Raw genomic sequence first — 24387 nt, 5'->3', positions numbered from 1 at the left:
ATACAAAATGACATACGAAGTTAAATCTCTTAATGAAGAATGTGGTATTTTTGGGATCTGGGGACACCCAGATGCTGCAAAACTGACTTATTTCGGATTACACAGTCTTCAACACCGTGGTCAAGAAGGGGCAGGGATCCTTTCGAATGATGCGGGTCAACTAAAACGGTATCGTGATACGGGTCTTCTCTCAGAAGTGTTTCGGAATCCTGCTAACTTGGATAAGTTAACAGGGACGGGAGCGATTGGACATGTTCGCTATGCGACAGCTGGGGAAGCTTCAGTGGATAACATCCAGCCCTTTCTCTTTCGCTTTCATGATACGCAGTTTGGACTTGCCCACAACGGGAATTTGACCAATGCCAAGTCCCTCAAACGGGAGTTAGAAAATAACGGGGCGATCTTTAGCTCAACTTCTGATTCAGAAATCTTGGCGCACTTGATTCGTCGGAGCCACAACCCATCCTTCATGGGTAAGGTGAAAGAAGCCTTGAATACGGTGAAAGGTGGATTTGCTTACCTTCTCATGCTGGAAGATAAGCTGATTGCGGCCTTGGATCCAAATGGTTTCCGTCCTCTTTCGATTGGGAAAATGGCTAATGGGGCCATTGTAGTTTCCTCTGAAACCTGTGCTTTTGAAGTGGTTGGAGCAGAGTGGATTCGGGATGTAAATCCGGGTGAAGTCGTGATCATCGATGATAACGGCATCACTTACGATAACTATACAACGGACACCCAATTGGCTGTTTGTTCGATGGAGTATATCTACTTTGCCCGTCCGGACTCCAATATTCAAGGAGTCAATGTCCATACCGCTCGTAAACGTATGGGGGCTCAATTGGCACGTGAATTCAAACATGAAGCAGATATTGTGGTCGGTGTACCTAACTCGTCACTTAGTGCAGCCATGGGATTTGCGGAAGAATCTGGCCTACCAAATGAAATGGGCTTGATTAAAAACCAATACACCCAACGGACCTTTATTCAGCCAACACAAGAACTACGGGAGCAAGGTGTTCGGATGAAGCTTTCTGCCGTATCCGGTGTCGTGAAAGGCAAACGGGTTGTCATGATCGATGATTCTATCGTACGTGGGACAACCTCACGTCGGATCGTTAATTTGCTAAAAGAAGCAGGAGCAACAGAGGTTCACGTAGCAATCGGTAGTCCAGCCCTTGCCTATCCATGTTTCTACGGGATCGATATTCAAACACGTAAGGAATTGATTGCAGCCAATCATACAGTTGAGGAAACACGCGATATCATTGGTGCAGATAGCTTGACGTATTTGTCAATCGATGGCTTGATTGATTCTATTGGAATTGATACAGATGCTCCCAATGGCGGTCTTTGTGTGGCTTACTTTGATGGAAAATATCCAACGCCTTTGTATGACTACGAAGAACGCTATGTGGAAAGTTTGAAAGAACATACTTCTTTCTATTAAGAGCAGTGTAAAAGAAAAGGAATAAACAAATGACAAATAAAAATGCGTATGCCCAATCGGGTGTGGACGTTGAAGCGGGTTATGAAGTTGTTGAACGGATTAAAAAACACGTGGCTCGTACGGAACGTGCGGGTGTCATGGGAGCTCTTGGTGGCTTCGGTGGCATGTTTGACCTTTCAAAAACAGGTGTCAAAGAGCCTGTTTTGATCTCAGGGACGGACGGTGTCGGAACGAAACTCATGCTTGCTATCAAGTACGACAAGCATGATACCATTGGACAAGACTGTGTGGCCATGTGTGTTAATGATATCATTGCTGCAGGTGCTGAACCCCTTTACTTTCTCGACTATATCGCAACTGGTAAAAATGAACCAGCTAAACTAGAACAGGTCGTTGCTGGTGTGGCTGAAGGATGTGTGCAAGCTGGTGCAGCCCTCATTGGTGGTGAAACGGCTGAAATGCCTGGTATGTATGGTGAAGACGACTATGACTTGGCTGGGTTTGCTGTTGGTGTTGCAGAAAAATCTCAAATCATCGACGGTTCAAAAGTGGCAGCAGGTGATGTGATTCTGGGGCTTGCTTCAAGCGGTATCCACTCAAATGGTTACTCACTTGTGCGTCGTGTTTTTGCGGACTACACAGGTGAAGAAGTCTTGCCAGAATTGGAAGGCAAAAAACTGAAAGACGTTCTTTTGGAACCAACTCGTATCTACGTCAAAGCAGCATTGCCACTCATCAAAGAAGAATTGGTTAACGGGATTGCCCACATCACAGGTGGTGGTTTCATCGAAAATGTACCACGGATGTTCGCTGGTGATTTGGCTGCTGAAATTGATGAAAGCAAAGTGCCGGTTCTTCCAATTTTCAAAGCTCTTGAAAAATACGGCCAAATCAAACATGAAGAAATGTTTGAAATCTTCAACATGGGGATTGGTCTCATGCTTGCGGTGAAACCAGAGAATGTTGAACGTGTCAAAGAACTTCTCGACGAACCAGTCTATGAAATTGGTCGTATTGTGAAGAAAGATGGCGCAAGTGTGGTGATTAAATAATGGTGCTATCACCATTTTGTACGGAGAAATTGTAGAAAGGAGTGTTTAGTTAGCAAGCCTAACTGAACACGGGACTCATTTTCTAGGAAAAAGAGAAATCATTTTGTGTGCAAGCACCCAGCAATGATTTCCTATTTTTCTACGAAACTGTTCGGTTATCCGAAACGTCCCTTTGTATCGAATATGAAAATTGCTGTTTTTGCCTCTGGCAACGGCTCAAACTTTCAGGTGATTGCAGAACAATTTCCGGTAGAATTTGTCTTTTCAGATCACCGTGATGCCTATGTCTTAGAACGTGCCAAAAACCTTGGTGTGGCTAGCCATACTTTTGAACTCAAGGAATTTGATAATAAAGCAGCTTATGAAGAAGCTATCGTCAAACTCTTGGATAAACACCAGATTGACCTGGTTTGTCTGGCGGGCTATATGAAAATCGTTGGCCCAACCTTGCTTGCAGCTTATGAAGGCCGTATCATCAATATTCACCCGGCTTATCTTCCAGAATTTCCAGGGGCTCATGGCATTGAGGATGCTTGGAATGCTGGCGTGGCCCAGTCTGGTGTGACCATTCACTGGGTGGATTCTGGTGTGGACACTGGTAAGGTTATCAAACAAGTTCGTGTGCCACGTCTTGAAGGGGATACCCTTGATACCTTCGAAACTCGCATCCACGAAACAGAGTACAAACTCTATCCAGAAGTGTTGGAGAGTTTGGGCGTTGCACGAAAATAAGGAAGCGCTAGAGCTGAAAGATAATTTTCGACTGTGGCAGATAAAGAACTTTTTTAAAAAAAGGAAAAGAAAGAAAATGACAAAACGAGCACTTATTTCAGTCTCAGACAAAGCGGGCATTGTTGAATTTGCCCAAGAACTTAAAAAACTTGGTTGGGACATCATCTCAACAGGTGGGACCAAAGTTGCCCTTGACAATGCGGGGGTAGACACCATTGCCATTGACGATGTGACTGGTTTTCCAGAAATGATGGATGGTCGTGTGAAGACTCTCCACCCAAATATCCACGGAGGTCTTCTCGCTCGTCGTGACCTCGATAGCCACCTTCAAGCGGCTAAGGATAATCAGATCGAACTGATCGACCTTGTTGTGGTCAATCTATACCCATTCAAGGAAACCATCCTCAAACCAGACGTGACTTACGCTGACGCAGTGGAAAACATCGATATCGGTGGGCCATCTATGCTTCGTTCAGCAGCAAAAAACCACGCTAGCGTAACAGTTGTTGTAGACCCTGCTGACTATGCTGTAGTTTTGGAAGAATTGGCAGCCAATGGCGAAACAAGTTACGAAACTCGCCAACGCTTGGCAGCTAAGGTTTTCCGCCACACAGCAGCTTATGATGCCTTGATTGCGGCATACTTCACAGCTCAAGTGGGTGAAAGCAAACCTGAAAAACTCACTCTAACTTATGATCTCAAACAAGCCATGCGTTACGGTGAAAATCCTCAACAAGACGCAGACTTCTACCAAAAGGCATTGCCAACGGATTACTCCATTGCATCCGCTAAACAGCTGAACGGGAAAGAATTATCCTTCAACAATATTCGTGACGCGGATGCGGCCATTCGGATCATCCGTGACTTCAAAGACCGTCCAACCGTTGTGGCTCTTAAACACATGAACCCATGTGGGATTGGTCAAGCTGACGATATCGAAACTGCTTGGGACTACGCTTATGAGTCTGATCCAGTATCAATTTTCGGTGGTATCGTCGTTCTCAACCGTGAGGTAGACGCTGCGACAGCTCAAAAAATGCATGGTGTTTTCCTTGAAATCATCATTGCACCAAGCTATACAGACGAAGCACTTGAAATCTTGACAACCAAGAAGAAAAACTTGCGCATACTTGTCTTGCCATTCGATGCTCAAGATGCTAGCGAAGTAGAAGCGGAATACACTGGTGTTGTTGGTGGACTTCTCGTTCAAAACCAAGATGTGGTGAAAGAAAGTCCAGCTGACTGGCAAGTGGTGACCAAACGCCAACCAACTGAGACAGAAGCAACAGCTCTTGAGTTTGCTTGGAAAGCCATCAAGTATGTCAAATCAAACGGTATCATCGTGACCAATGATCACATGACACTTGGTGTTGGCCCTGGTCAAACTAACCGTGTGGCTTCCGTCCGTATCGCTATTGACCAGGCTAAAGACCGTCTTGACGGCGCTGTTCTTGCTTCAGATGCCTTCTTCCCATTTGCAGATAACGTGGAAGAAATCGCTAAAGCAGGTATCAAGGCGATCATCCAGCCAGGTGGCTCAGTACGTGACCAAGAGTCTATCGAAGCGGCTGATAAACATGGTTTAACCATGATCTTTACAGGAGTTCGTCACTTCCGTCATTAATCAAAAACGGCACGCATCAATGGATGGGTGCCGTTTTGGTGGTTATAAAGACCTTAATCGGGATAGATATAGGTGACGGTTCCCCAGACGGGATTGGTCGGGTCGAACCAACCACGAAAGTTGTCGATAAAGCGATGGCCGTTGTAATTGGCCTCTTGGATCTGAATTTTTTGATCGTGTTCGACGTCTGTTACAAGAGCGACGTGGCCATATCCTCCATTGTCCCAACAGGCGATGGCGCCGACCTCTGGGCTATCTCCTGTACGGAATCCCGCGGCGCGTGCACTAGCTGCCCACATGCCACCGTTTCCCCACCAGTTGTGGGCCCAAGGGGCTAATTCTTTAGCACCCCAGGTACATTCACCGATGGGGTAGGTGTTTCCTGGATGCGTCGCGAGTGGCGTGAGCTTTGGCTTTGCCTTTTCCACTTGAAAGGTAGTTGGGAACATGCCTTGTAGTTGTCCCTTCTTTTTCTGGTAGACGTGGAGGTGGAATAACCCACTCCCTTTGTGTTTTTGGGCCTGAAAGCGCAGTTGGAAATGTCCAGGTGCGATCTTCTTTGCAGGGTACCAGACCAGATCGTCCTGCCCGTTCTCTTCTGACCATATGGGAAAGACAATCTCCTCCACATCCTCGAATAACTTCAGATCTACCTCGAATTCTTGTGAGGAGACAGGTTTGATCGTAATTTTGGGTTGAGAAGAAGCTAGGTCTTTTTCTTGGACGTTGGTCGTGAGAGGGTAAAGGCCAGCTACTTGTCCATTGCCCTCGACGCCATAGACATGGACATGGTAAAGCCCAGCTTGATCAGAATGGTTGATTAAAGGTACTTCTAGATTGAATCCGGTGTCACTTCGTTCCACAGGATACCAAATCAGGTCATCTTGGCCATTTTGATCAGACCAGATGGGGACTTGAATCTTTTGGTATTTCGCTGGAACATTTCCAAGATGGATCATGAGTTTCCCTTTTTCTGCATAGATCGCATTGGTTGCTTGATCGGCATGAGCCAAGGCGCCTTGCATCCCCCAGGTGGCGCAAGTCAGTAATACGAATTTTTTAATGGTTTGCATAATACTCCTTTTCGTTAATTTAGTAGGTCTCACTTATACTATTCGGAAAAGAATGCAGAAATGGTTTTGAAAAGGAAAAAAGTTTGGATTCTACTGCATTTCAAGGAGATTCACTGAAATTAATAGAATAAAGCGAACGATTATGATATAATTTAATAAAATAATTCGCAAAAGAGGTTCGAAATGAAACTTTTGGTTGTTGGATCTGGCGGTCGTGAACATGCGATTGCCAAGAAATTATTGGAGTCTAAGGACGTTGAGCAAGTTTTCGTGGCTCCTGGTAATGACGGGATGCGATTAGATGGTCTGGATTTGATCAATATCGGAATTTCCGAACATTCTAAGCTGATTGATTTCGCAAAAGTCAATGATATTGCTTGGACCTTTATTGGCCCAGATGATGCCCTCGCAGCTGGAATCGTGGATGATTTCAATGTGGCAGGACTCAAAGCATTTGGTCCGACCAAGGCTGCGGCTGAGCTGGAGTGGTCTAAGGATTTTGCCAAGGAAATCATGGTCAAATATGATGTTCCAACAGCAGCCTATGGGACTTTTTCAGATTTCGAGAAAGCCAAGGCCTACATTGAGGAAAAAGGCGCTCCGATCGTCGTCAAGGCAGATGGACTAGCTCTTGGAAAAGGTGTTGTCGTTGCGGAGACAGTCGAGCAAGCCGTCGAAGCGGCTCACGAGATGCTTCTGGACAATAAATTCGGTGACTCAGGTGCGCGTGTGGTCATCGAGGAATTCCTTGATGGGGAAGAGTTCTCTCTCTTTGCCTTTGTCAATGGGGACAAGTTCTACATCATGCCAACGGCACAGGACCACAAACGTGCCTATGATGGTGACAAGGGTCCCAACACTGGTGGGATGGGTGCCTATGCGCCAGTTCCTCACTTGCCACAGAGCGTGGTTGACACAGCGGTTGACACGATTGTCAAGCCAGTCCTTGAAGGTATGATTAAAGAAGGTCGTCCTTATACTGGTGTCCTTTACGCTGGTCTTATCTTGACAGCTGATGGACCGAAAGTCATCGAGTTCAACTCTCGCTTCGGCGATCCTGAGACGCAAATCATCTTGCCTCGTTTGACATCTGACTTTGCGCAAAATATCACTGATATTTTGGATGGTAAAGAGCCAGCTATCACTTGGACGGACAAGGGTGTGACACTGGGTGTGGTTGTAGCCTCAAACGGCTATCCACTGGCTTATGAGAAGGGTGTCAAGCTTCCAGCCAAGACAGAGGGTGATATCATCACTTACTATGCAGGTGCTAAGTTCGCTGAAAATGAGGAAGACCTTCTTTCAAACGGAGGACGTGTTTACATGCTGGTCACCACAGCAGACACCGTCAAAGACGGCCAAAACATCATCTACAACGAACTCGACAAGCAAAACACAAAAGGCCTGTTTTACCGAACCGATATCGGTAGCAAGGCGAACAAATAAAATTTCAAAAGCGACGAAGTCGCTAAACCCGATAATGGTCGTTTGATTTGCGAGCGTTAGCGAGCTAGTATAAGATAATCGTCGCAGTAGTGGAACTCCTAGTAGCAAAGCTACTAGGAGCGGAAAACTGGAGACCTAGGCTCCAGTTTTAGTAATGGAACGCCAAAGGCGGTCGCTTACGTCCGCACTACAATAGACGATTATTAAAAAAGGAGAATAAATGAAACCAGTAATTTCCATTATCATGGGCTCAAAATCCGACTGGGCAACCATGCAAAAAGCCGCTGAAGTTCTCGACAACTTCGGCGTCGTTTACGAAAAGAAAGTTGTTTCCGCACACCGGACGCCGGATCTTATGTTCAAACATGCGGAAGAAGCACGTAGTCGTGGTATCAAGGTCATCATCGCTGGTGCAGGTGGGGCTGCTCACTTGCCAGGGATGGTTGCTGCTAAAACAACCCTTCCAGTCATCGGTGTGCCCGTCAAATCACGTGCTCTTAGCGGTGTGGATTCACTCTATTCTATCGTTCAGATGCCAGGTGGGGTGCCAGTCGCAACCATGGCGATCGGTGAAGCTGGTGCGACCAACGCAGCCCTCTTTGCCCTCCGCCTTCTTTCAGTAGAGGACCAGGCTATTGCGACAGCGTTAGCGGATTTCGCAGAAGAACAAGGAAAAATCGCAGAGGAGTCGACGAATGAGCTCAACTAAAACAATCGGAATTATCGGTGGCGGTCAGCTGGGTCAGATGATGGCGATCTCAGCTATCTACATGGGACACAAGGTTATCGCTTTGGACCCAGCAGCTGATTGCCCAGCCTCCCGTGTGGCGGAAATTATCGCAGCCCCTTACGACGATGTAGAGGCTCTTCGTCAATTGGCGGACCGCTGTGATGTTCTCACTTATGAATTTGAAAATGTGGATGCTGACGGTTTGGATGCTGTTATCAAAGAAGGACAGCTTCCACAAGGGACTGATCTGCTTCGCATCTCTCAAAATCGGATTTTTGAAAAGGACTTTCTCTCAAATAAGGCTCAAGTCACCGTTGCACCTTATAAGGTTGTAACTTCAAGCCAAGATTTGGCGGACATCGACCTGTCGAAAAACTATGTCCTCAAGACTGCGACCGGTGGTTACGATGGCCATGGTCAAAAGGTTATTCGTTCAGAAGCAGACTTGGAAGAAGCTTATGCTCTAGCCGATTCAGCCGAGTGTGTTTTGGAAGAATTTGTCAATTTCGACTTGGAGATTTCTGTCATCGTGTCTGGGAATGGTAAGGACGTGACAGTCTTCCCTGTTCAGGAAAATATCCACCGTAACAATATCCTCTCTAAGACCATTGTGCCAGCACGTATTTCAGCGAGTCTAGCTGAAAAAGCCAAAACCATGGCAGTGCGAATCGCTGAACAACTGAACCTCTCTGGTACCCTTTGCGTGGAAATGTTTGCAACGTCTGATGATATTATTGTCAACGAAATTGCGCCACGCCCGCATAACTCAGGGCACTATTCAATCGAAGCCTGTGACTTCTCACAATTTGACACGCATATCTTGGGAGTTCTCGGAGCACCACTTCCAGCAATCCACTTACATGCACCTGCTGTCATGCTCAATGTTCTCGGCCAACACGTCAACGCTGCTGAAAAATTTGTGACAGAAAATCCAAGCGCTCACCTCCACTTATATGGTAAACTAGAAGCAAAGCACAACCGCAAGATGGGGCATGTGACGTTGTTTAGTGATGTGCCAGACGAGGTTGAGGAATTTGGGAAAGGGATTGATTTTTAAAAAATCTGTGGAGGAAATGTTATAGATGAAACCGATTATTCCGAAAAGTCCAGAAGTTCCGAAAGAGTTCTCTAATAAAGAAATCTCCTTTTTGACTAAGAGTGTTTTTGGGAAAATAATCGAACCTCAGCCGTGTGATGTTTTATTTGTTTTCAGTGGAACTCACCCGGGTCACTGGGAGAAAGCTATTGAGGCATATCAAAAAGGTTATGTAAGACGAATTATTGTGACCGGTGGCCGAAGTTTGACAGGAACGCCTCATCCAGATTGGAATGGACATACAGAGGCAGAGGTTATTATCCAGCATCTGCTGGCTGCGGGCATTCCTGAAGAAGCAATTAAATCTGAAAACTCCTCTAGCAATACTTTAGAAAACGTACTTTTTGCCAAAGAAATTTTTGATTTTAATACTGTTGATACCGTTATGTTCATTTGCAAAAGTCACGCGACTGGTCGGCAATGGCGAACCTTGGCTCAGCACTTGCCAAAGCATCTTCGCTACATCCCATATACCTTCAATGCCTTTTACAAGGATGTTGAGATTGGTCGGGATAGCTGGATGAATACAGACATTGGTAAGTCCAGAGTTTGGGGAGAATATTTGCGGCTTCTCCATTATGGAGAGAAGGGGGATATTTTAAAGTTGGATGTTGAATTGTGATTTGGGAGGTTTTATGATTCAACTCATTGTCAACGCATTTGAATACACTAGATCACTACCCATCTGTGTGGATTGGGAAAGAAGAATTTGAGTAAGCGACAGTCAGTTGCTAGCTGATGTGAAACATCGAAAGAAAGGAAAAGAAATCATGATTGATAGATATAGCCGCCCTGAGATGGCGAACATTTGGAGTGAAGAAAATAAATACCGTGCTTGGCTTGAGGTGGAAATCTTGGCTGACGAGGCATGGGCTGAGTTGGGAGAAATCCCTAAGGAAGATGTGGCTTTGATTCGTGAAAAAGCGGACTTTGACATCGACCGTATTCTTGAAATCGAGCAGCAAACTCGTCACGATGTGGTTGCTTTCACGCGTGCGGTTTCTGAGACGCTTGGTGAAGAGCGTAAGTGGGTCCATTATGGCTTGACCTCTACTGACGTGGTCGATACTGCCTATGGTTACCTCTACAAGCAAGCCAATGAAATTATCCGCAAGGACCTTGCAAACTTCACTAAAATCGTGGCAGACAAGGCGAAAGAACACAAGTTTACGATCATGATGGGTCGTACCCACGGTGTGCACGCTGAGCCGACAACTTTTGGTCTTAAATTGGCGACTTGGTACAGCGAAATGAAGCGCAACATCGAGCGTTTCGAGCATGCGGCTGCTGGTGTGGAAGCTGGTAAGATTTCTGGTGCGGTTGGGAACTTTGCCAACATCCCACCATTCGTTGAAAAATACGTCTGCGATAAGCTTGGTATCCGTGCTCAAGAAATCTCTACACAGGTCCTTCCTCGTGACCTTCACGCTGAGTATTTTGCAGTTCTTGCTAGCATTGCAACTTCTATCGAGCGGATGGCAACGGAGATCCGTGGTCTTCAAAAATCTGAACAACGTGAAGTGGAAGAGTTCTTTGCCAAAGGACAAAAAGGTTCTTCAGCAATGCCTCACAAACGCAACCCTATCGGTTCTGAAAACATGACAGGTCTTGCGCGTGTTATCCGTGGTCACATGGTAACAGCGTATGAAAATGTCTCACTCTGGCATGAACGGGATATCTCTCACTCATCAGCTGAGCGGATCATCACACCAGATACAACCATCTTGATTGACTACATGCTCAACCGTTTTGGAAATATCGTTAAGAACTTGACAGTTTTCCCAGAAAACATGAAACGCAACATGAACTCTACATTTGGTCTCATCTTCAGCCAACGTGCCATGTTGACTTTGATTGAAAAAGGCATGACGCGTGAGCAAGCTTACGACCTTGTTCAGCCGAAGACAGCTCAATCATGGGATAACCAAGTAGACTTCAAACCACTTCTTGAAGCCGATCCAGAAGTGACTTCACGCCTCACTCAAGAAGAAATCGACGAAATCTTCAACCCAGCTTACTACACTAAACGTGTGGATGAAATCTTTGAACGCATCGGTTTGGGTGACTAATCACAACGAAAAACGGGAATTTGAAAAATAGACGAAATAGGCTGGACAAAAACTGTCCAGCCTTTGATGTTTGATAGGAATAGCTGCAATACGCAGTGGTTGATTGGTATCTTTTTTCGCATTTTAAGCTCCAAAGATGACCTAATCAACTGTGCGGGGGTGGAAAGATTGAAAAGGTTTGGGGAACCTTTTCAACTTTTTTTAATTTACAGAGTTCTTTCCCACTCCCTTTTTAAACTTTTTATAGCCAAACTATCACTAATTATATATATTTTTAAAGAGGTCTTTGGAAATTGTTTTTTACATGCTATACTGGACCTATAAAAAAGACCGAGATCTCTCAGTCTTTTTGGTTCTTAGTGATCGCGGTCACAGGAGATGAATTTAATCTTGTAGTAGTCACCGCGTTTGTAGGTTTCCGTGTATTCCAGAATTTGGCCAGTAGCTTCTAACTTGGTCGTCTTCACTTGTTTGACTGTTGGGAAATTTTCGTCGATTCTCAATACTTTAGCGACCTTGCTAGGTGTAGGAAAGACGATTTCGTTGATTTCTTCGAAGTGCTCATCATTCATATGAATGTGGTAGTCTTCTTTGAAGCGATCATAGATAGAGTTATAATATTCCAAATTTGGATAGTTTGGATTGATGTATTGTTCAGGAACATAGGTTTGGTGGAAGATATAGGTATCATCCCCTGTCTGGCGAATCCGTTCGATCTTATAGTAAAATTGCGTAGGATTAAGGCCTAGTTTATCTAGGATGCTCAAGGTATTTCCACGTTTAATAGAGAGAACTTTGACTTTTGCTTTTTGGATAGGGAAGGTTTCAACGTCTGAGAACTCAACTAGTTTGTGTTTTCGAGCGCGCGAAACAAAGGTTCCTTTTCCTTGCTGGCGGACAATGTAGCCATCAGCAGCGAGGTCGTTCAAAGCACGGACAACGGTGATAGAGCTAACATCGTAAATTTTAATGAGTTCAGCCTCAGTATAAAATTTATCTCCATTTTCAAATTTTCCTGAGATAATTTGCTGCTTCAATTCATCTTTGATATATTGGTACTTTGGAATAGCCATAGTGCTACCTCTCTTTAGATTTCTCTTATTTAACCCTATTTTAACATATTTTTTATAAAAGTGTTGACATTTTTAAAATTATTTATTATATTAATAAGTGAAAATGGTTACATATAAGAAAGAGGGGAGCTTATGGGAGTTTTTGAGATTCGAGATACTTTCTATTTAAACGGTCAACCCTTTAAGATTTTATCTGGAGCGATTCATTATTTCCGAATTGATCCAGCAGACTGGTATCATTCCTTGTATAATCTAAAGGCCTTAGGCTTTAACACGGTTGAGACTTATGTCCCGTGGAACGCGCATGAACCCCAAAAGGGGGAGTTCGACTTTAGTGGTCGATTGGATCTAGAGCGTTTCATCCAAACAGCCCAGTCCCTGGGACTTTACATGATCGTAAGGCCGTCACCCTTTATTTGTGCAGAGTGGGAATTTGGTGGATTGCCAGCCTGGCTCTTAGAAGAAGACCTGCGCATCCGATCATCAGATCCAGCCTTTATCGAAGCAGTGGATCGCTATTACGATCGCTTGCTTGGGGTGTTGACACCCTACCAAGTGGATCAGGGTGGTCCAATCCTTATGATGCAGGTGGAAAATGAATACGGCTCTTATGGAGAGGACAAGGATTATCTTCGTGCCATTCGGGATTTGATGAAGAAAAAAGGTGTGACCTGTCCCCTCTTTACATCAGATGGTCCATGGCGAGCAACGCTAAGAGCAGGAACCTTGATCGAAGAAGATCTCTTCGTGACGGGAAACTTCGGGTCCAAAGCGGCCTATAACTTTGGCCAAATGCAGGAATTCTTTGACGAATATGGCAAGAAATGGCCCTTGATGTGTATGGAATTCTGGGAAGGCTGGTTTACCCGCTGGAAGGAACCCGTGATTCGAAGGGACCCAGAGGAATTGGCAGAAGCTGTACATGAGGTCTTGGAGCTTGGTTCCATCAATCTCTATATGTTTCATGGCGGAACTAATTTCGGCTTCATGAATGGTTGCTCAGCTCGGGGAACGCTCGATTTGCCACAGGTAACTTCCTATGACTATGGAGCTTTGCTTAATGAGCAGGGGAATCCTACAGAGAAATATTATGCTATTCAAAAAATGATGGCGACCTATTATCCGGAATACCCACAGCAAGAACCGCTCATCAAAGAATGTTTGCCGGAACAAAGCTTGCAACTGTCAGCCAAAACCAGTCTTTTTGAGAATCTGGACAATTTGGCTCAGGTCGAAACCAGTCTCTATCCAAAACGGATGGAAGAGCTGGGCCAACATACTGGCTATCTCTTGTATGAGACAGATGTTGAAATGGATGCGCCGGAGGAGAGACTCCGGATCATCGATGGTCGAGACCGGGCGCAGGTGTACGTGAATGATCATCATCTGGCAACGCAATACCAGACAGAGATCGGTGAGGATCTTTTTATCAAAGGAAAAAAGAAAGCGGTTACGAACTTAAAGATCTTGATTGAAAATATGGGTCGTGTCAACTATGGGCACAAGCTCTTAGCTGATAGCCAGCACAAGGGCATTCGCACAGGTGTTTGTGTAGATTTGCATTTTCACCTCCATTGGAAGCACTACCCTCTGGATTTACAAGATATCAGTCGGCTCGATTTTTCAAAGGAATGGCAGGCAGGTGCTCCCGCCTTTTACCGGTATGATTTTCAGCTAGACTACACCCTTGACACCTATCTGGATATGTCAGGATTTGGGAAAGGGGTCGTCTTTATCAATGGCCACAATCTCGGTCGCTTCTGGGAGGTCGGACCGACCACCTCGCTCTATGTGCCTCATGGTTTTCTCAAAGAAGGCGCCAATACCATTATCGTCTTTGAAACAGAAGGGCGTTACCAAGAGACACTTGAACTTGTTCAACAACCTACATTTTTGACAATAAAGGGGGAAAACTTATGACTATTGTAGGATGCCGTATCGATGGACGTTTGATCCATGGGCAGGTGGCCAATCTTTGGACTACCAAACTAAATGTTTCGCGTATCATGGTGATCGATGATGAAGTCGCTCAAAATGATATCGAAAAAAGTGGCTTGAAACTAGCGACACCACCTGGTGTTAAACTCAGTATCTTGCCAGTCGCAAAGGCTGCGGAAAATATCCTGGCTGGAAAATATGATAGCCAACGACTCTTTATCGTAGCTCGCAAACCAGATCGTTTCCTTCGTTTGATCGAAGCAGGAGTTCAGCTCGAAACGCTGAATGTCGGCAACATGTCTCAATCCGATGAGACGCGTGCGATTACCCGTTCGATCAATGTTGTGGATGCTGATGTGGAAGCTTTCCACAAGCTAGCTGAAAAAGGAGTTAAGCTAACTGCTCAAATGGTTCCAAATGATTCAGTTGAAGACTTCTTGAAGTTGCTCAAATAGTTTATAAATAAAAAAGAAAAATTTTAGGAGGAAATTGTCATGATACAATGGTGGCAAATTTTACTACTTACTTTGTACTCAGCTTATCAAATCTGTGATGAGTTGACGATTGTTTCATCAGCAGGATCACCAGTCTTTGCTGGTTTTATTACAGGACTTGTCATGGGAGATTTAAAGACAGGTCTATTTATCGGAGCTTCTCTTCAATTGACCGTGCTCGGTGTTGGTACTTTCGGTGGAGCTTCTCGTATTGACGCCACTTCTGGTGCCGTTCTTGCGACTGCCTTCTCAGTAGCGAAAGGGATTGATCCAGAGCTTGCTATTGCTACAATCGCTGTGCCGGTAGCAACTTTGTTGACCTACTTTGATATTCTTGGTCGTATGACTACAACTTACTTCGCTCACCGTGTAGATGCTGCAATCAACCGCTTTGACTACAAAGGTATCGAACGCAACTACCTTCTTGGAGCGATTCCTTGGGCTCTTTCTCGAGCTCTCCCAGTTTTCTTCGCGCTTGCTTATGGTGGATCTTTCGTAGAAACTGTTGTTACAGGTCTTGCTAATGTACAATGGTTGGCAAACGGTCTGAAACTTGCAGGTCAAATGCTTCCAGGTCTTGGATTTGCGATCTTGCTTCGTTACCTTCCTGTTCGTCGTAACCTTCACTACTTAGCACTTGGCTTTGGTTTGACAGCTATGTTGACAGTGCTTTATAGCAATGTTCAAAGCCTTGGTACTGCAGTGTCTAGCATTGTTGGTTCTGAAGTGTTCGCTAAACTTCCAAAAGAACAAGCTATTACTTTTGTTAACAACTTCAAGAGTGTATCTATGATTGGGGTTGCCATCATCGGTATCTTCCTTGCAGTACAACACTTCAAAAACAGTCAACGTACAGTCGTTGCTGCTCCAGTAACTGAATCAGAAAGCGGGGAAATTGAAGATGACGAATTCTAATTACAAACTAACAAAAGAAGATTTTAAACAAATCAACAAACGGAGCCTCTTCACCTTCCAATTGGGTTGGAACTACGAACGGATGCAGGCTTCCGGTTACCTATACATGCTGTTACCACAATTGCGGAAAATGTATGGAGATGGCACTCCTGAATTGAAGGAAATGATGAAAGTTCATACTCAATTCTTCAATACTTCTCCATTCTTCCACACCATTATTGCCGGTTTTGACCTTGCAATGGAAGAAAAAGATGGTGTGAAATCAAAAGACGCTGTTAACGGGATCAAGACAGGTCTCATGGGACCATTCGCTCCTCTTGGGGACTCAATCTTTGGTTCCTTGGTTCCAGCTATTATGGGTTCAATCGCAGCAACTTTGGCTGTTGCAGGAAACCCAGCCGGTATCTTCTTGTGGATCGCTGTGGCAGTTGCTTATGACATTTTCCGTTGGAAACAATTGGAATTTGCCTATAAAGAAGGGGTTAACCTCATCAACAACATGCAAAGTACCTTGACAGCTTTGATCGATGCAGCTGCCGTTCTGGGTATCTTCATGGTTGGTGCCTTGATTGCCAGCATGATTGGTGTTGAAGTTTCTTGGACTCCACACATTGGGGACAAAGCGATTGAAATTCAAGATATGCTCAACCTTATCTTCCCACGTTTGGTACCAGCTATCATCACCGGTGTAATCTACTGGTTGCTTGGACGTAAGGGTATGAACTCTACAAAAGCTATCTTGCTCATCATCCTTGCAGCAATCGCATTCTCAGCATTTGGCCACTTCTTCTTTGGAATGGCATAATGGAGTAGTGTATGGCAAAACAGTTAGTATTGGTCAGTCATGGTCGCTTCTGTGAAGAGCTCAAAGCCAGTACAGAAATGATTATGGGGCCACAAGAAAACATCCATACGGTTGCACTCTTACCAGAAGAAGGGCCAGAAGACTTTACTGCTAAATTTGAAGCAACAGTTCAAGGCCTAGAAGACTATATTGTATTTGCAGATCTATTAGGAGGGACTCCTTGCAACACTGTGAGCCGCTTGATCCTTGAAGGACGTGCGATTGACTTATACGCAGGGATGAATCTTCCGATGGTGATTGAATTCATCAATAGCAGTCTGATTGGTAGTGAGGGCAACTATCCGGAACGTGCAAAAGAAAGTATTGTCAAGGTCAATGACCTCTTGTCAAACCTTGATGATGATGAAGATGAGTAGGTTGGTAGGGGAGTCTGGGAGTATCATCTCAGGCTCCTTTCCCATTTATCAACGTTAGATTGTAGAAAGGAACAACAGGTTCTATGTTAGACTATACAAAAGAAGACTTGCAGGAGCTAGGAGCAGAGATCACCACGCGTGAGATCTACCAACAACCAGCAGTTTGGAAGGAAACAGCTCGCTTGTACCAAGAAAGACAAGCGGAAATAAAAGCTTTCTTAGATAAGATTGGCCAAGAGCATGCCTACATCAAGGTCATCTTGACTGGAGCGGGAACCTCTGCTTATGTGGGGGATACCTTGGTTTCGTATTTGCAGGAAGTGCAGGATGAACGCCACTGGAATTTCCAATCCATTGCGACAACAGATATTGTAGCCCATCCCCAAACCTACTTGAAAAAAGAGGTTCCAACGGTTCTGGTTTCTTTTGCCCGAAGTGGCAATTCCCCAGAAAGTGTTGCAACGGTAGACTTAGCCAAAGACTTAGTGGAGGATCTTTACCAAGTCACCATCACCTGTGCAGAGGAAGGGCAATTAGCCCTCCAGGCGCACGGGGATGAGCGCAATCTCTTACTTCTCCAACCTAAAGAAACCAATGATGCCGGCTTTGCTATGACTTCGAGCTTTACCTCTATGCTCCTGACAGCCCTCTTGGTCTTTGATCCGAGTGAGGAAGAAACCAAGAAAAAACGGGTTGAGGAGTTGATTCGTCTGTCTGAACAGGTACTAGCCAGTGATCAAGCAGTCAAGGAAGTTGTAGATTTAGACTTCGAGCGCGTGATCTATCTGGGGGCAGGACCTTTCTTTGGTCTAGCCCATGAAGCCCAGCTCAAGATTTTGGAATTAACAGCAGGCAAAATCGCAACCATGTACGAGAGTCCTGTTGGTTTCCGTCACGGTCCGAAATCGTTGATCAGTGAAGATACCCTTGTATTGGTCTTTGGATCCATCGATCCTTATACGCGTCAGTATGATTTAGACTTGGTACGAGAAGTGGCAGGGGATCGGATTGCCCGTCAAGTCGTCCTTTTGACAGATCAAGCGCCTGAAATCGATCATGTACGGGAGGTCTTAGTAAAAGCTTCTGCAGACTCCCTAGATATTTACCGTGCCTTCCCTTACATTATCTACGGTCAATTGATTTCTCTCTTGACTTCGCTCAAGGTGCAAAATCGCCCAGACACACCATCACCGACTGGTACCGTCAATCGGGTTGTGCAAGGAGTGATCATTCATCCATTTCATAAAAAATAGCCACTAATTTTCTATAAAAAGTGGAGTGCTTCTTTTTGTAAAACTGATACAATGGAGAAAAACAGTGAGAGGAGAAGGTTTGTGAAACAGTATCAAGAAAGCGTGTTTGGGGAATGGCAGAATCAAGAAGTTCGTGCTTATCGCTTCGAAAATGACCTAGGTTATCAATTGTCTGTCATGACTTATGGGGCGACGATTTTAGAATATGTGACACCTGATAAAGAAGACCGGTTTGCTAATATTATCCTAGGCTTTGATCGCTTTGAAGAATATGTAGGCAACAGCCCTAAATATGGGGCTAGTATTGGCCCAGTAGCAGGCCGGATAGCAGGGGCCAGTTTTGAACTCAATGGAGAGACCTATTACTTAGAAGCTAATAACGGTGCCAACTGCAACCACAGTGGATCGACTGGTTGGGACAGCGCCTTGTTTAGCGTGGAGTCGGTAACGGATCAGGAAATCACTCTCTATACAGAGCGGGCGGATGGGACCGGCGGTTTCCCTGGAAATCTCAAGATCTGGGTAACCTATGGTTTGACGGAAGATGGTGAACTAGAGATTGACTATCGAGTAGAAACGGATCAAGACACCTTGGTCAATCCGACCAACCACAGCTATTTCAACCTATCTGGGAACTTCACCCAGCCGATTAATGACCATGTCTTTCAGATCAACCATCAAGGGCTTTACCCTATCCATCCGGACGGCGTCCCTCTTCAGGCCGTGGATAGAGAAAGCCCGGTTGTTCAGCATCTCTATCAAGCTATGCTCTTGGAGGATCTTTTTAAAGACTCTGATCCGCAAATTCGCCTGGTAGAAGGATTAGACCATCCATTTGCTCTTCCAGAAGGACATGAAAATGCCGGTTTTCTTTACCATCAGCCCTCTGGACGTTTCTTGACCTTCAAGTCAGAAACCTCAGCCTTGGTGGTGTATTCAGCCAATTTCGTAGATGAAACCGTTCGTCTGCAAGGCCAACCAATGGTTCAGCACAATGGCTTGGCGCTAGAATTTCAAACAGTGCCAGATGCCATTCATAGCGATCAAGTTGAAAAGGTCATCTTGAGAGCAGGTCAAGTCTTCACCAGCAAGACCAGCTACCATGCCATCGCTAAGAAATAAAGAGGAAAGGGGAGTGGCCAAACAAGGATGTGAAATTCTTGCTTGGGACCTCCTCTTTTTCACGAAAAAAATTTTTAGAAAAACTATAAGGAAAGTTTAAGCTTCCTATCGTATACTAATACCATCATCAAAGACCTCCTAACTTTGAATGATAAAACTCCTAAAACTTTTTCATAATAATCTCCCTATAAGAGCCACCAAAACCGGTGGCTTTTTCTACGTACCTTAGCAAACGTTAGTGAGCTTAGGTACGTTGACGTAGTTCGAACGTTAGTGAGAACTACGATCTTTATTTTTCACGAACATCAGTGAGTTTAGGTACATTGATGCAGTTCGAACGTTAGTGAGAACTACGTTCCTTACCATTTTAGTGAGTCAAGTGCAATCGGGACGCAGACGAACTTAGATACATTGATGCAGTTTGAGCAGAGCGAAAACTACGATCCTTCTTTCTTAGCAAACGTTAGTGAGAACCAGGATCTTTAAAAAACACATTCTATTTATGGTACCGAAGGTATCATTTTTTGCTATAATAGTGTGTATGAGTAGAATTTTAGACAATGAAATTATGGGCGATGAGGAAGCCGTTGAGCGGACCTTACGCCCGCAATATTTACAGGAATATATCGGGCAAGACAAGGTCAAGGACCAGCTGAAAATCTTTATTGAGGCGGCTAAGCTTCGGGATGAGGCGCTGGACCATGTCCTCCTTTTTGGACCTCCAGGATTGGGGAAGACCACCATGGCTTTTGTCATTGCCAATGAACTGGGTGTCAATCTCAAGCAGACTTCTGGTCCTGTCATTGAAAAGGCTGGTGACTTAGTGGCGATTCTTAATGATCTAGAGCCGGGGGATGTCCTCTTTATCGATGAGATCCACCGCCTACCTATGTCGGTTGAAGAAGTGCTCTATAGCGCCATGGAAGATTTTTACATCGACATTATGATTGGCGCTGGGGAGAGCAGCCGAAGTGTCCATCTGGACCTTCCACCTTTCACTTTGATTGGGGCAACGACCCGAGCTGGGATGTTGTCCAATCCCTTGCGCGCTCGCTTTGGAATTACCGGGCACATGGAATACTATGAGCAAGATGATTTGACAGAGATTGTCGAGCGGACCGCCGAGATCTTTGAGATGGAAATTACCCACGAAGCCGCTAAAGAGCTTTCTCTTCGTAGTCGTGGGACTCCACGGATTGCCAATCGTTTGCTCAAACGGGTACGTGATTTTGCCCAGATTATGGGCGATGGCCTGATTGATGACACCATTACGGACAAGGCCCTCTCTATGCTAGATGTGGACCATGAAGGACTGGACTATGTCGATCAAAAGATCCTGCGTACCATGATTGAAATGTACGGTGGTGGCCCGGTCGGCCTTGGGACTCTATCGGTCAATATTGCTGAAGAGAGGGAAACTGTTGAGGACATGTATGAGCCTTACTTAATTCAGAAAGGCTTTATCATGCGGACCCGGACAGGGCGCGTGGCGACCCGCAAGGCCTATGAACACCTGGGTTATCCCTACAATGGAGACTAGAAGAAGATGCTGACGGAAAAAGTGATAGTAGAACAGATCCAAGCGGATCCGGAGATGATGGTCGTCTTGACTATTATTCGGGATCTAGACTTAGCAGATGCCTGGTTAGCAGCAGGGGCAGTGCGAAATTTCATCTGGAATCAGCTCTCTGGAAAACCAGGGTTTGACGTGACAACCGATATGGATCTGGTCTTTTATGATCCTACGATTAGCTATGAGGAGACGCAGCAGATCGAGCAGGAATTAAAGGAAAAATATCCCCAATACGCTTGGGAAGTCAAAAATCAAGTCTACATGCACCAGCATAGTCCGGGGACAGCTCCTTATCGTAGTGCCTGTGATGCGGTTTCCAAATATCCCGAGCAGTGTACGGCTCTTGCAGTTCGCCTAAGGAAAGATGGTCAGTTGGAGCTCTTTCTCCCTTATGGAACAAGGGATATCGAAGATTTTATCGTTGAGCCGACTCCGCATTTTTTAGCCAGCCCAGAGCGTTTGGCGGTTTATACAGAGCGTATGAAAAAGAAAAATTGGCAGAGTAAATGGCCTCAATTAGAGGTTCGTTTTCCAAAATAGAGAAAAAATCAGATTTGAAAAGGGAATCTGATTTTTCTTTAAAATGATGGAGCCCCTTTGTCATCTTTCTGTCACATTTTTGTTATAATAGTAATAGTGTACCAGTTTACTTTAGTGGAAAGCGACGTACTCAGCTAGATTGGATAATCAGAACAAGGAGTTAGGTGGAATCATGAAAAAAATTGTCTTTGTCTGCTTAGGAAATATTTGCCGGAGCCCCATGGCGGAGTTTGTCATGAAGGACTTGACGGATCAGTATGAGATTGAAAGCCGTGCCACCTCTAGCTGGGAACATGGGAATCCGATCCATCAGGGAACCCAGAAAATCTTTCAACAACACCAGGTCCCGTATGATCCAGCCAAGACTTCTTTACAGATCAAGGAAGAGGATTTTTACAACTTTGATTTGATCCTAGGGATGGACGAAAATAATGTGGCAGATTTGAAGCAAATGGCTCCTGCAGGGACAGAGCACAAGATTCAGCTCTTTGCTGCTGAAAGTGTGCCAGATCCATGGTATACCGGTGATTTTGAGGAGACCTATTCCAGAGTTCTGACTGGCTGTAAGGCTTGGTTAGATCAGCTAGCCACTTCCTAAGAGTTTGAGATGTGAGAGAATACAGAATATGAAAGAATTTTATGAGACCTACAAGGTCTATCTGACGCGAAAAAATTTAGAAATAGCATCATTAGTCGTGATTATTCTATCTGCTTTGATGGTTTTCTTTTCGGCCATTCCAGGTCATGGTGTCTTGACCTTGGACAAGGGGGCGATCCGTTACGACGGAAGTCTAGTCCGTGGCAAGATGAATGGCAAGGGAACCGTCACCTTTAAAAACGGGGATACCTATACAGGCAACCTCGTCAATGGCTCCTTTAGTGGTTATGGTAAGTTTAAGTCCAAGGCTGGTTGGACCTATGAAGGGCAGTTTGTCAATGGTCAGCCAGAGGGCAAAGGCACCTTAACCACAGAAGCCAACGTCGTATACAAAGGAACATTCAAGCAGGGGATTTATCAAAATGCGCATTAAATGGTTTTCACTCGTCCGTGTTACAGGACTCTTATTGGTATTGCTATACCATTTCTTCCAAAAAGCCTTTCCTGGAGGCTTCATTGGGGTAGATATTTTCTTCACCTTCTCAGGATTTTTGATTACAGCGCTCTTGATCGATGAATTTGCGCGTAAGCAAGGAATCGACTACCTGGCTTTCCTGAAACGGCGCTTTTACCGGATCGTACCTCCCCTTGTCTTTATGGTCTTGGTCGTAATGCCCTTTACCTTTATGGTCCAACGAGACTACGTGGCTGGTATTGGGACTCAGATTGCGGCGGTCTTTGGTTTTGTGACCAATTTCTTTGAGATGGCAACGGGTGGTAGTTACGAAAGCAACTTCATTCCGCATCTCTTCCTTCATACCTGGAGTTTGGCTCTAGAAGTGCATTACTATGTGCTATGGGCACTTTTGGCATGGTTCTTGGCTAAGCGGGCTAAGACGGTTGGAAAGTACCGAGGCATGCTCTTTTTGGCCTCTAGTGGACTCTTTCTCTTTACCTTCTTGTCCATGTTTATCCGCGCCTTTCTGACAGCTAATTTCTCTACCATCTATTTTTCGAGCTTCACTCACATCTTCCCCTTCTTTGCGGGATCGTGCCTAGCAACGGTGACAGGGATTGCCAATGTCAGCCCTAATTTTACAAAACTGGTACAGTCTTGGAGTATGAAAAAGACTTTGTCAGTCTTGGGTGGAAGCTTTGCCTTCTTGTTTGTACTCAGTCTTTTCTTGCCATTTGATAGCCTGTGGACCTATCTCTTTGGCTTTTTAGCAGCGACAATCGCAGCTTGTGCCATGATTCTGTCGGCCCGCATTCTCCATGAAAAGACGCCAGATAAAAAAGAACCAGTCATCCTCAATTTCTTGGCAGATACCAGTTATGGTGTCTATCTTTTCCACTGGCCTTTCTTTATCATTTTTTCTCAACACTTGGGAAATATGATGGCAGCCCTTGTGACGACGATCGTTTCCTTGATTCTAACGGCTCTGTCCTTCTATATTTTGGAGCCAACCATTGCAGGTAAGGAACCTCGTGTCTTTGGCATGAAGATGGATCTCAGCTTTTTGACCAAACCGGTCTTTTATCTCATGATCCCATTGGCCTTACTGATGGTTGGGATTTCAGCTTTTGCGCCAACGGTTGGAGCCTTCGATGAGAGTCTGGTTGCCAGCGGGCTCAATCAAGCTAATAATAAAATGCAGGTCACACGGACCCAGGTGGACAATGCGACGGCGACAGATTACAACGTTTCAAATGGGGTAACCATGATCGGGGATTCGGTCAATTTGCGGGCACAAGATTATCTAATAAAAGCGATCCCTGGCATCCAGATCGATGCGGTAGTGAGCCGTCAGTTGGAAAATGGGATGAAGGTCTTTGAGACTGATATCTCCAATAAAGTTCTCCTAAAAAATGTGGTCATTGCCCTAGGAACCAATACTGTGAGCAACTACAAAGAGTTGCTGGATCAGTATGTTGAAAAACTTCCAAAAGGCCGTCGCTTGATCCTTGTGACACCATATGATGGTCGATATGCCAACGATCAGTCCAGCGAATCGGTCCAAACTCGTCTTTATGAGTTGGAACTAGCCAAGAAATACGATTTCATCACCATTGCGGACTGGTATCAAGTAGCCTTGGAAAATCCAAATATTTGGGTGGGAACAGACTCTGTTCACTTCAATATGGAAACAAATGGTGGGGAACTCTATGCTCAAACAGTCAAAGAAGCTCTTGACAAGGCTGAAAAAGGCCCTGTTAAGAAGTAGTTAAGATTTTTGGAAAAAGAAAAACAAATTCATATTAAAAACTTTCCTTAGGTGAGTACGGACGTCAGCGAACTTCTATGAAGTTCCATGACTAATTTTTGAGCCTAAGGTCTCAAAAATTCCGAGTGCCTGAAACTGTATTGTTTCAGGCACTTTTCTCACATTG

General features: G+C 45.0%; 23 protein-coding genes and 1 pseudogene. 22 read left to right on the top strand and 2 right to left on the bottom strand.

The window, feature by feature from the left end:
- Window positions 1-7: 7 nt before the first annotated feature.
- From purF to purH, 4 genes are all read left to right on the top strand, one after another.
- Complete coding sequence (gene purF / locus JX304_RS08470; RefSeq protein WP_049515038.1) at window positions 8-1447, top strand: amidophosphoribosyltransferase; 1440 nt, start codon at window positions 8-10, stop codon at window positions 1445-1447.
- A 29-nt stretch (window positions 1448-1476) separates the two neighbouring features.
- The gene (gene purM / locus JX304_RS08465) at window positions 1477-2499 is read left to right on the top strand and encodes a phosphoribosylformylglycinamidine cyclo-ligase (protein WP_205012072.1); all 1023 of its coding nucleotides are present in this window, start codon (window positions 1477-1479) and stop codon (window positions 2497-2499) included.
- Window positions 2500-2682: 183 nt separating this feature from the next.
- Window positions 2683-3231 carry a phosphoribosylglycinamide formyltransferase gene (gene purN, locus JX304_RS08460; protein WP_205012081.1) on the top strand — a complete coding sequence of 183 codons (549 nt, stop codon included), beginning with the start codon at window positions 2683-2685 and terminating at the stop codon, window positions 3229-3231.
- 76 nt (window positions 3232-3307) lie between these two features.
- The gene (purH, locus tag JX304_RS08455) at window positions 3308-4855 is read left to right on the top strand and encodes a bifunctional phosphoribosylaminoimidazolecarboxamide formyltransferase/IMP cyclohydrolase (protein ID WP_205012071.1); all 1548 of its coding nucleotides are present in this window, start codon (window positions 3308-3310) and stop codon (window positions 4853-4855) included.
- Window positions 4856-4908: 53 nt separating this feature from the next.
- On the opposite strand, the gene JX304_RS10895 is transcribed toward purH, so the two are convergent.
- Complete coding sequence (locus JX304_RS10895) at window positions 4909-5928, bottom strand: GBS Bsp-like repeat-containing protein (RefSeq protein ID WP_205012070.1); 1020 nt, start codon at window positions 5926-5928, stop codon at window positions 4909-4911.
- Between the two features lie 183 nt (window positions 5929-6111).
- Between JX304_RS10895 and purD the strand changes: the two genes are divergently transcribed.
- The 6 genes and pseudogenes from purD (at window position 6112) to purB (ending at window position 11269) form a co-directional block, all read left to right on the top strand.
- Window positions 6112-7374 (top strand): phosphoribosylamine--glycine ligase, encoded by a 1263-nt coding sequence (gene purD / locus JX304_RS08445; RefSeq protein ID WP_205012069.1) that lies wholly within the window; start codon window positions 6112-6114, stop codon window positions 7372-7374.
- Window positions 7375-7594: 220 nt separating this feature from the next.
- Window positions 7595-8083 (top strand): 5-(carboxyamino)imidazole ribonucleotide mutase, encoded by a 489-nt coding sequence (gene purE, locus JX304_RS08440; RefSeq protein ID WP_205012068.1) that lies wholly within the window; start codon window positions 7595-7597, stop codon window positions 8081-8083.
- Window positions 8070-9161: a 5-(carboxyamino)imidazole ribonucleotide synthase gene (gene purK, locus JX304_RS08435; protein ID WP_205012067.1), complete on the top strand. Its 1092-nt coding sequence runs from the start codon at window positions 8070-8072 to the stop codon at window positions 9159-9161. The genes purE and purK overlap by 14 nt, the downstream gene beginning before the upstream one ends.
- 25 nt (window positions 9162-9186) lie before the next feature.
- Window positions 9187-9822, top strand: a complete 636-nt coding sequence (locus JX304_RS08430; protein WP_205012066.1) for a YdcF family protein — start codon at window positions 9187-9189, stop codon at window positions 9820-9822.
- Window positions 9823-9848: 26 nt separating this feature from the next.
- Window positions 9849-9917 (top strand): annotated as a pseudogene (locus JX304_RS08425) (phosphoribosylaminoimidazole carboxylase); the annotation flags it as partial.
- Window positions 9918-9970: 53 nt separating this feature from the next.
- A complete protein-coding gene (gene purB, locus JX304_RS08420; RefSeq protein WP_205012065.1) occupies window positions 9971-11269 on the top strand; it encodes an adenylosuccinate lyase in 1299 nt (432 codons plus the stop codon).
- 356 nt (window positions 11270-11625) lie between these two features.
- On the opposite strand, the gene JX304_RS08415 is transcribed toward purB, so the two are convergent.
- Window positions 11626-12342 carry a GntR family transcriptional regulator gene (locus JX304_RS08415; protein ID WP_205012064.1) on the bottom strand — a complete coding sequence of 239 codons (717 nt, stop codon included), beginning with the start codon at window positions 12340-12342 and terminating at the stop codon, window positions 11626-11628.
- A gap of 132 nt (window positions 12343-12474) precedes the next feature.
- On the opposite strand from JX304_RS08415, the gene JX304_RS08410 reads away from it, so the two are divergent.
- The 12 genes from JX304_RS08410 to JX304_RS08355 all read left to right on the top strand — a co-directional run bounded on the left by JX304_RS08410 (window position 12475) and on the right by JX304_RS08355 (window position 24221).
- Window positions 12475-14262 (top strand): glycoside hydrolase family 35 protein, encoded by a 1788-nt coding sequence (locus JX304_RS08410; RefSeq protein ID WP_205012063.1) that lies wholly within the window; start codon window positions 12475-12477, stop codon window positions 14260-14262.
- Window positions 14259-14735 (top strand): PTS system mannose/fructose/N-acetylgalactosamine-transporter subunit IIB, encoded by a 477-nt coding sequence (locus tag JX304_RS08405; protein WP_205012062.1) that lies wholly within the window; start codon window positions 14259-14261, stop codon window positions 14733-14735. Before JX304_RS08410 ends, JX304_RS08405 begins: the two co-directional genes overlap by 4 nt.
- A 39-nt stretch (window positions 14736-14774) precedes the next feature.
- The gene (locus JX304_RS08400) at window positions 14775-15689 is read left to right on the top strand and encodes a PTS mannose/fructose/sorbose/N-acetylgalactosamine transporter subunit IIC (protein WP_205012061.1); all 915 of its coding nucleotides are present in this window, start codon (window positions 14775-14777) and stop codon (window positions 15687-15689) included.
- Window positions 15676-16494: a PTS system mannose/fructose/sorbose family transporter subunit IID gene (locus tag JX304_RS08395; protein WP_205012060.1), complete on the top strand. Its 819-nt coding sequence runs from the start codon at window positions 15676-15678 to the stop codon at window positions 16492-16494. The genes JX304_RS08400 and JX304_RS08395 overlap by 14 nt, the downstream gene beginning before the upstream one ends.
- An 11-nt stretch (window positions 16495-16505) precedes the next feature.
- Window positions 16506-16910, top strand: coding sequence for a PTS sugar transporter subunit IIA (locus JX304_RS08390; protein WP_205012059.1), 405 nt, complete (start codon window positions 16506-16508; stop codon window positions 16908-16910).
- Between the two features lie 83 nt (window positions 16911-16993).
- A complete protein-coding gene (locus tag JX304_RS08385) occupies window positions 16994-18163 on the top strand; it encodes an SIS domain-containing protein (protein ID WP_205012058.1) in 1170 nt (389 codons plus the stop codon).
- 81 nt (window positions 18164-18244) lie between these two features.
- Window positions 18245-19285, top strand: a complete 1041-nt coding sequence (locus JX304_RS08380) for an aldose epimerase family protein (protein WP_205012057.1) — start codon at window positions 18245-18247, stop codon at window positions 19283-19285.
- Window positions 19286-19826: 541 nt separating this feature from the next.
- The gene (gene ruvB / locus JX304_RS08375) at window positions 19827-20825 is read left to right on the top strand and encodes a Holliday junction branch migration DNA helicase RuvB (RefSeq protein ID WP_205012056.1); all 999 of its coding nucleotides are present in this window, start codon (window positions 19827-19829) and stop codon (window positions 20823-20825) included.
- A gap of 6 nt (window positions 20826-20831) precedes the next feature.
- Window positions 20832-21398: a nucleotidyltransferase family protein gene (locus JX304_RS08370; RefSeq protein WP_205012055.1), complete on the top strand. Its 567-nt coding sequence runs from the start codon at window positions 20832-20834 to the stop codon at window positions 21396-21398.
- Window positions 21399-21570: 172 nt separating this feature from the next.
- A complete protein-coding gene (locus JX304_RS08365; protein WP_205012054.1) occupies window positions 21571-21996 on the top strand; it encodes a low molecular weight protein-tyrosine-phosphatase in 426 nt (141 codons plus the stop codon).
- Between the two features lie 28 nt (window positions 21997-22024).
- Window positions 22025-22429 (top strand): hypothetical protein, encoded by a 405-nt coding sequence (locus JX304_RS08360; protein ID WP_205012053.1) that lies wholly within the window; start codon window positions 22025-22027, stop codon window positions 22427-22429.
- A complete protein-coding gene (locus JX304_RS08355; protein WP_205012052.1) occupies window positions 22419-24221 on the top strand; it encodes an acyltransferase family protein in 1803 nt (600 codons plus the stop codon). Before JX304_RS08360 ends, JX304_RS08355 begins: the two co-directional genes overlap by 11 nt.
- Window positions 24222-24387 lie beyond the last annotated feature (166 nt).

The organism is Streptococcus parasanguinis (assembly GCF_901875555.1).
In the GTDB taxonomy this organism is placed as follows: domain Bacteria; phylum Bacillota; class Bacilli; order Lactobacillales; family Streptococcaceae; genus Streptococcus; species Streptococcus parasanguinis_H.
The sequence above is the reverse complement of the archived record's forward strand: the minus strand, read 5'-3'. Positions and strand labels throughout refer to the sequence as shown.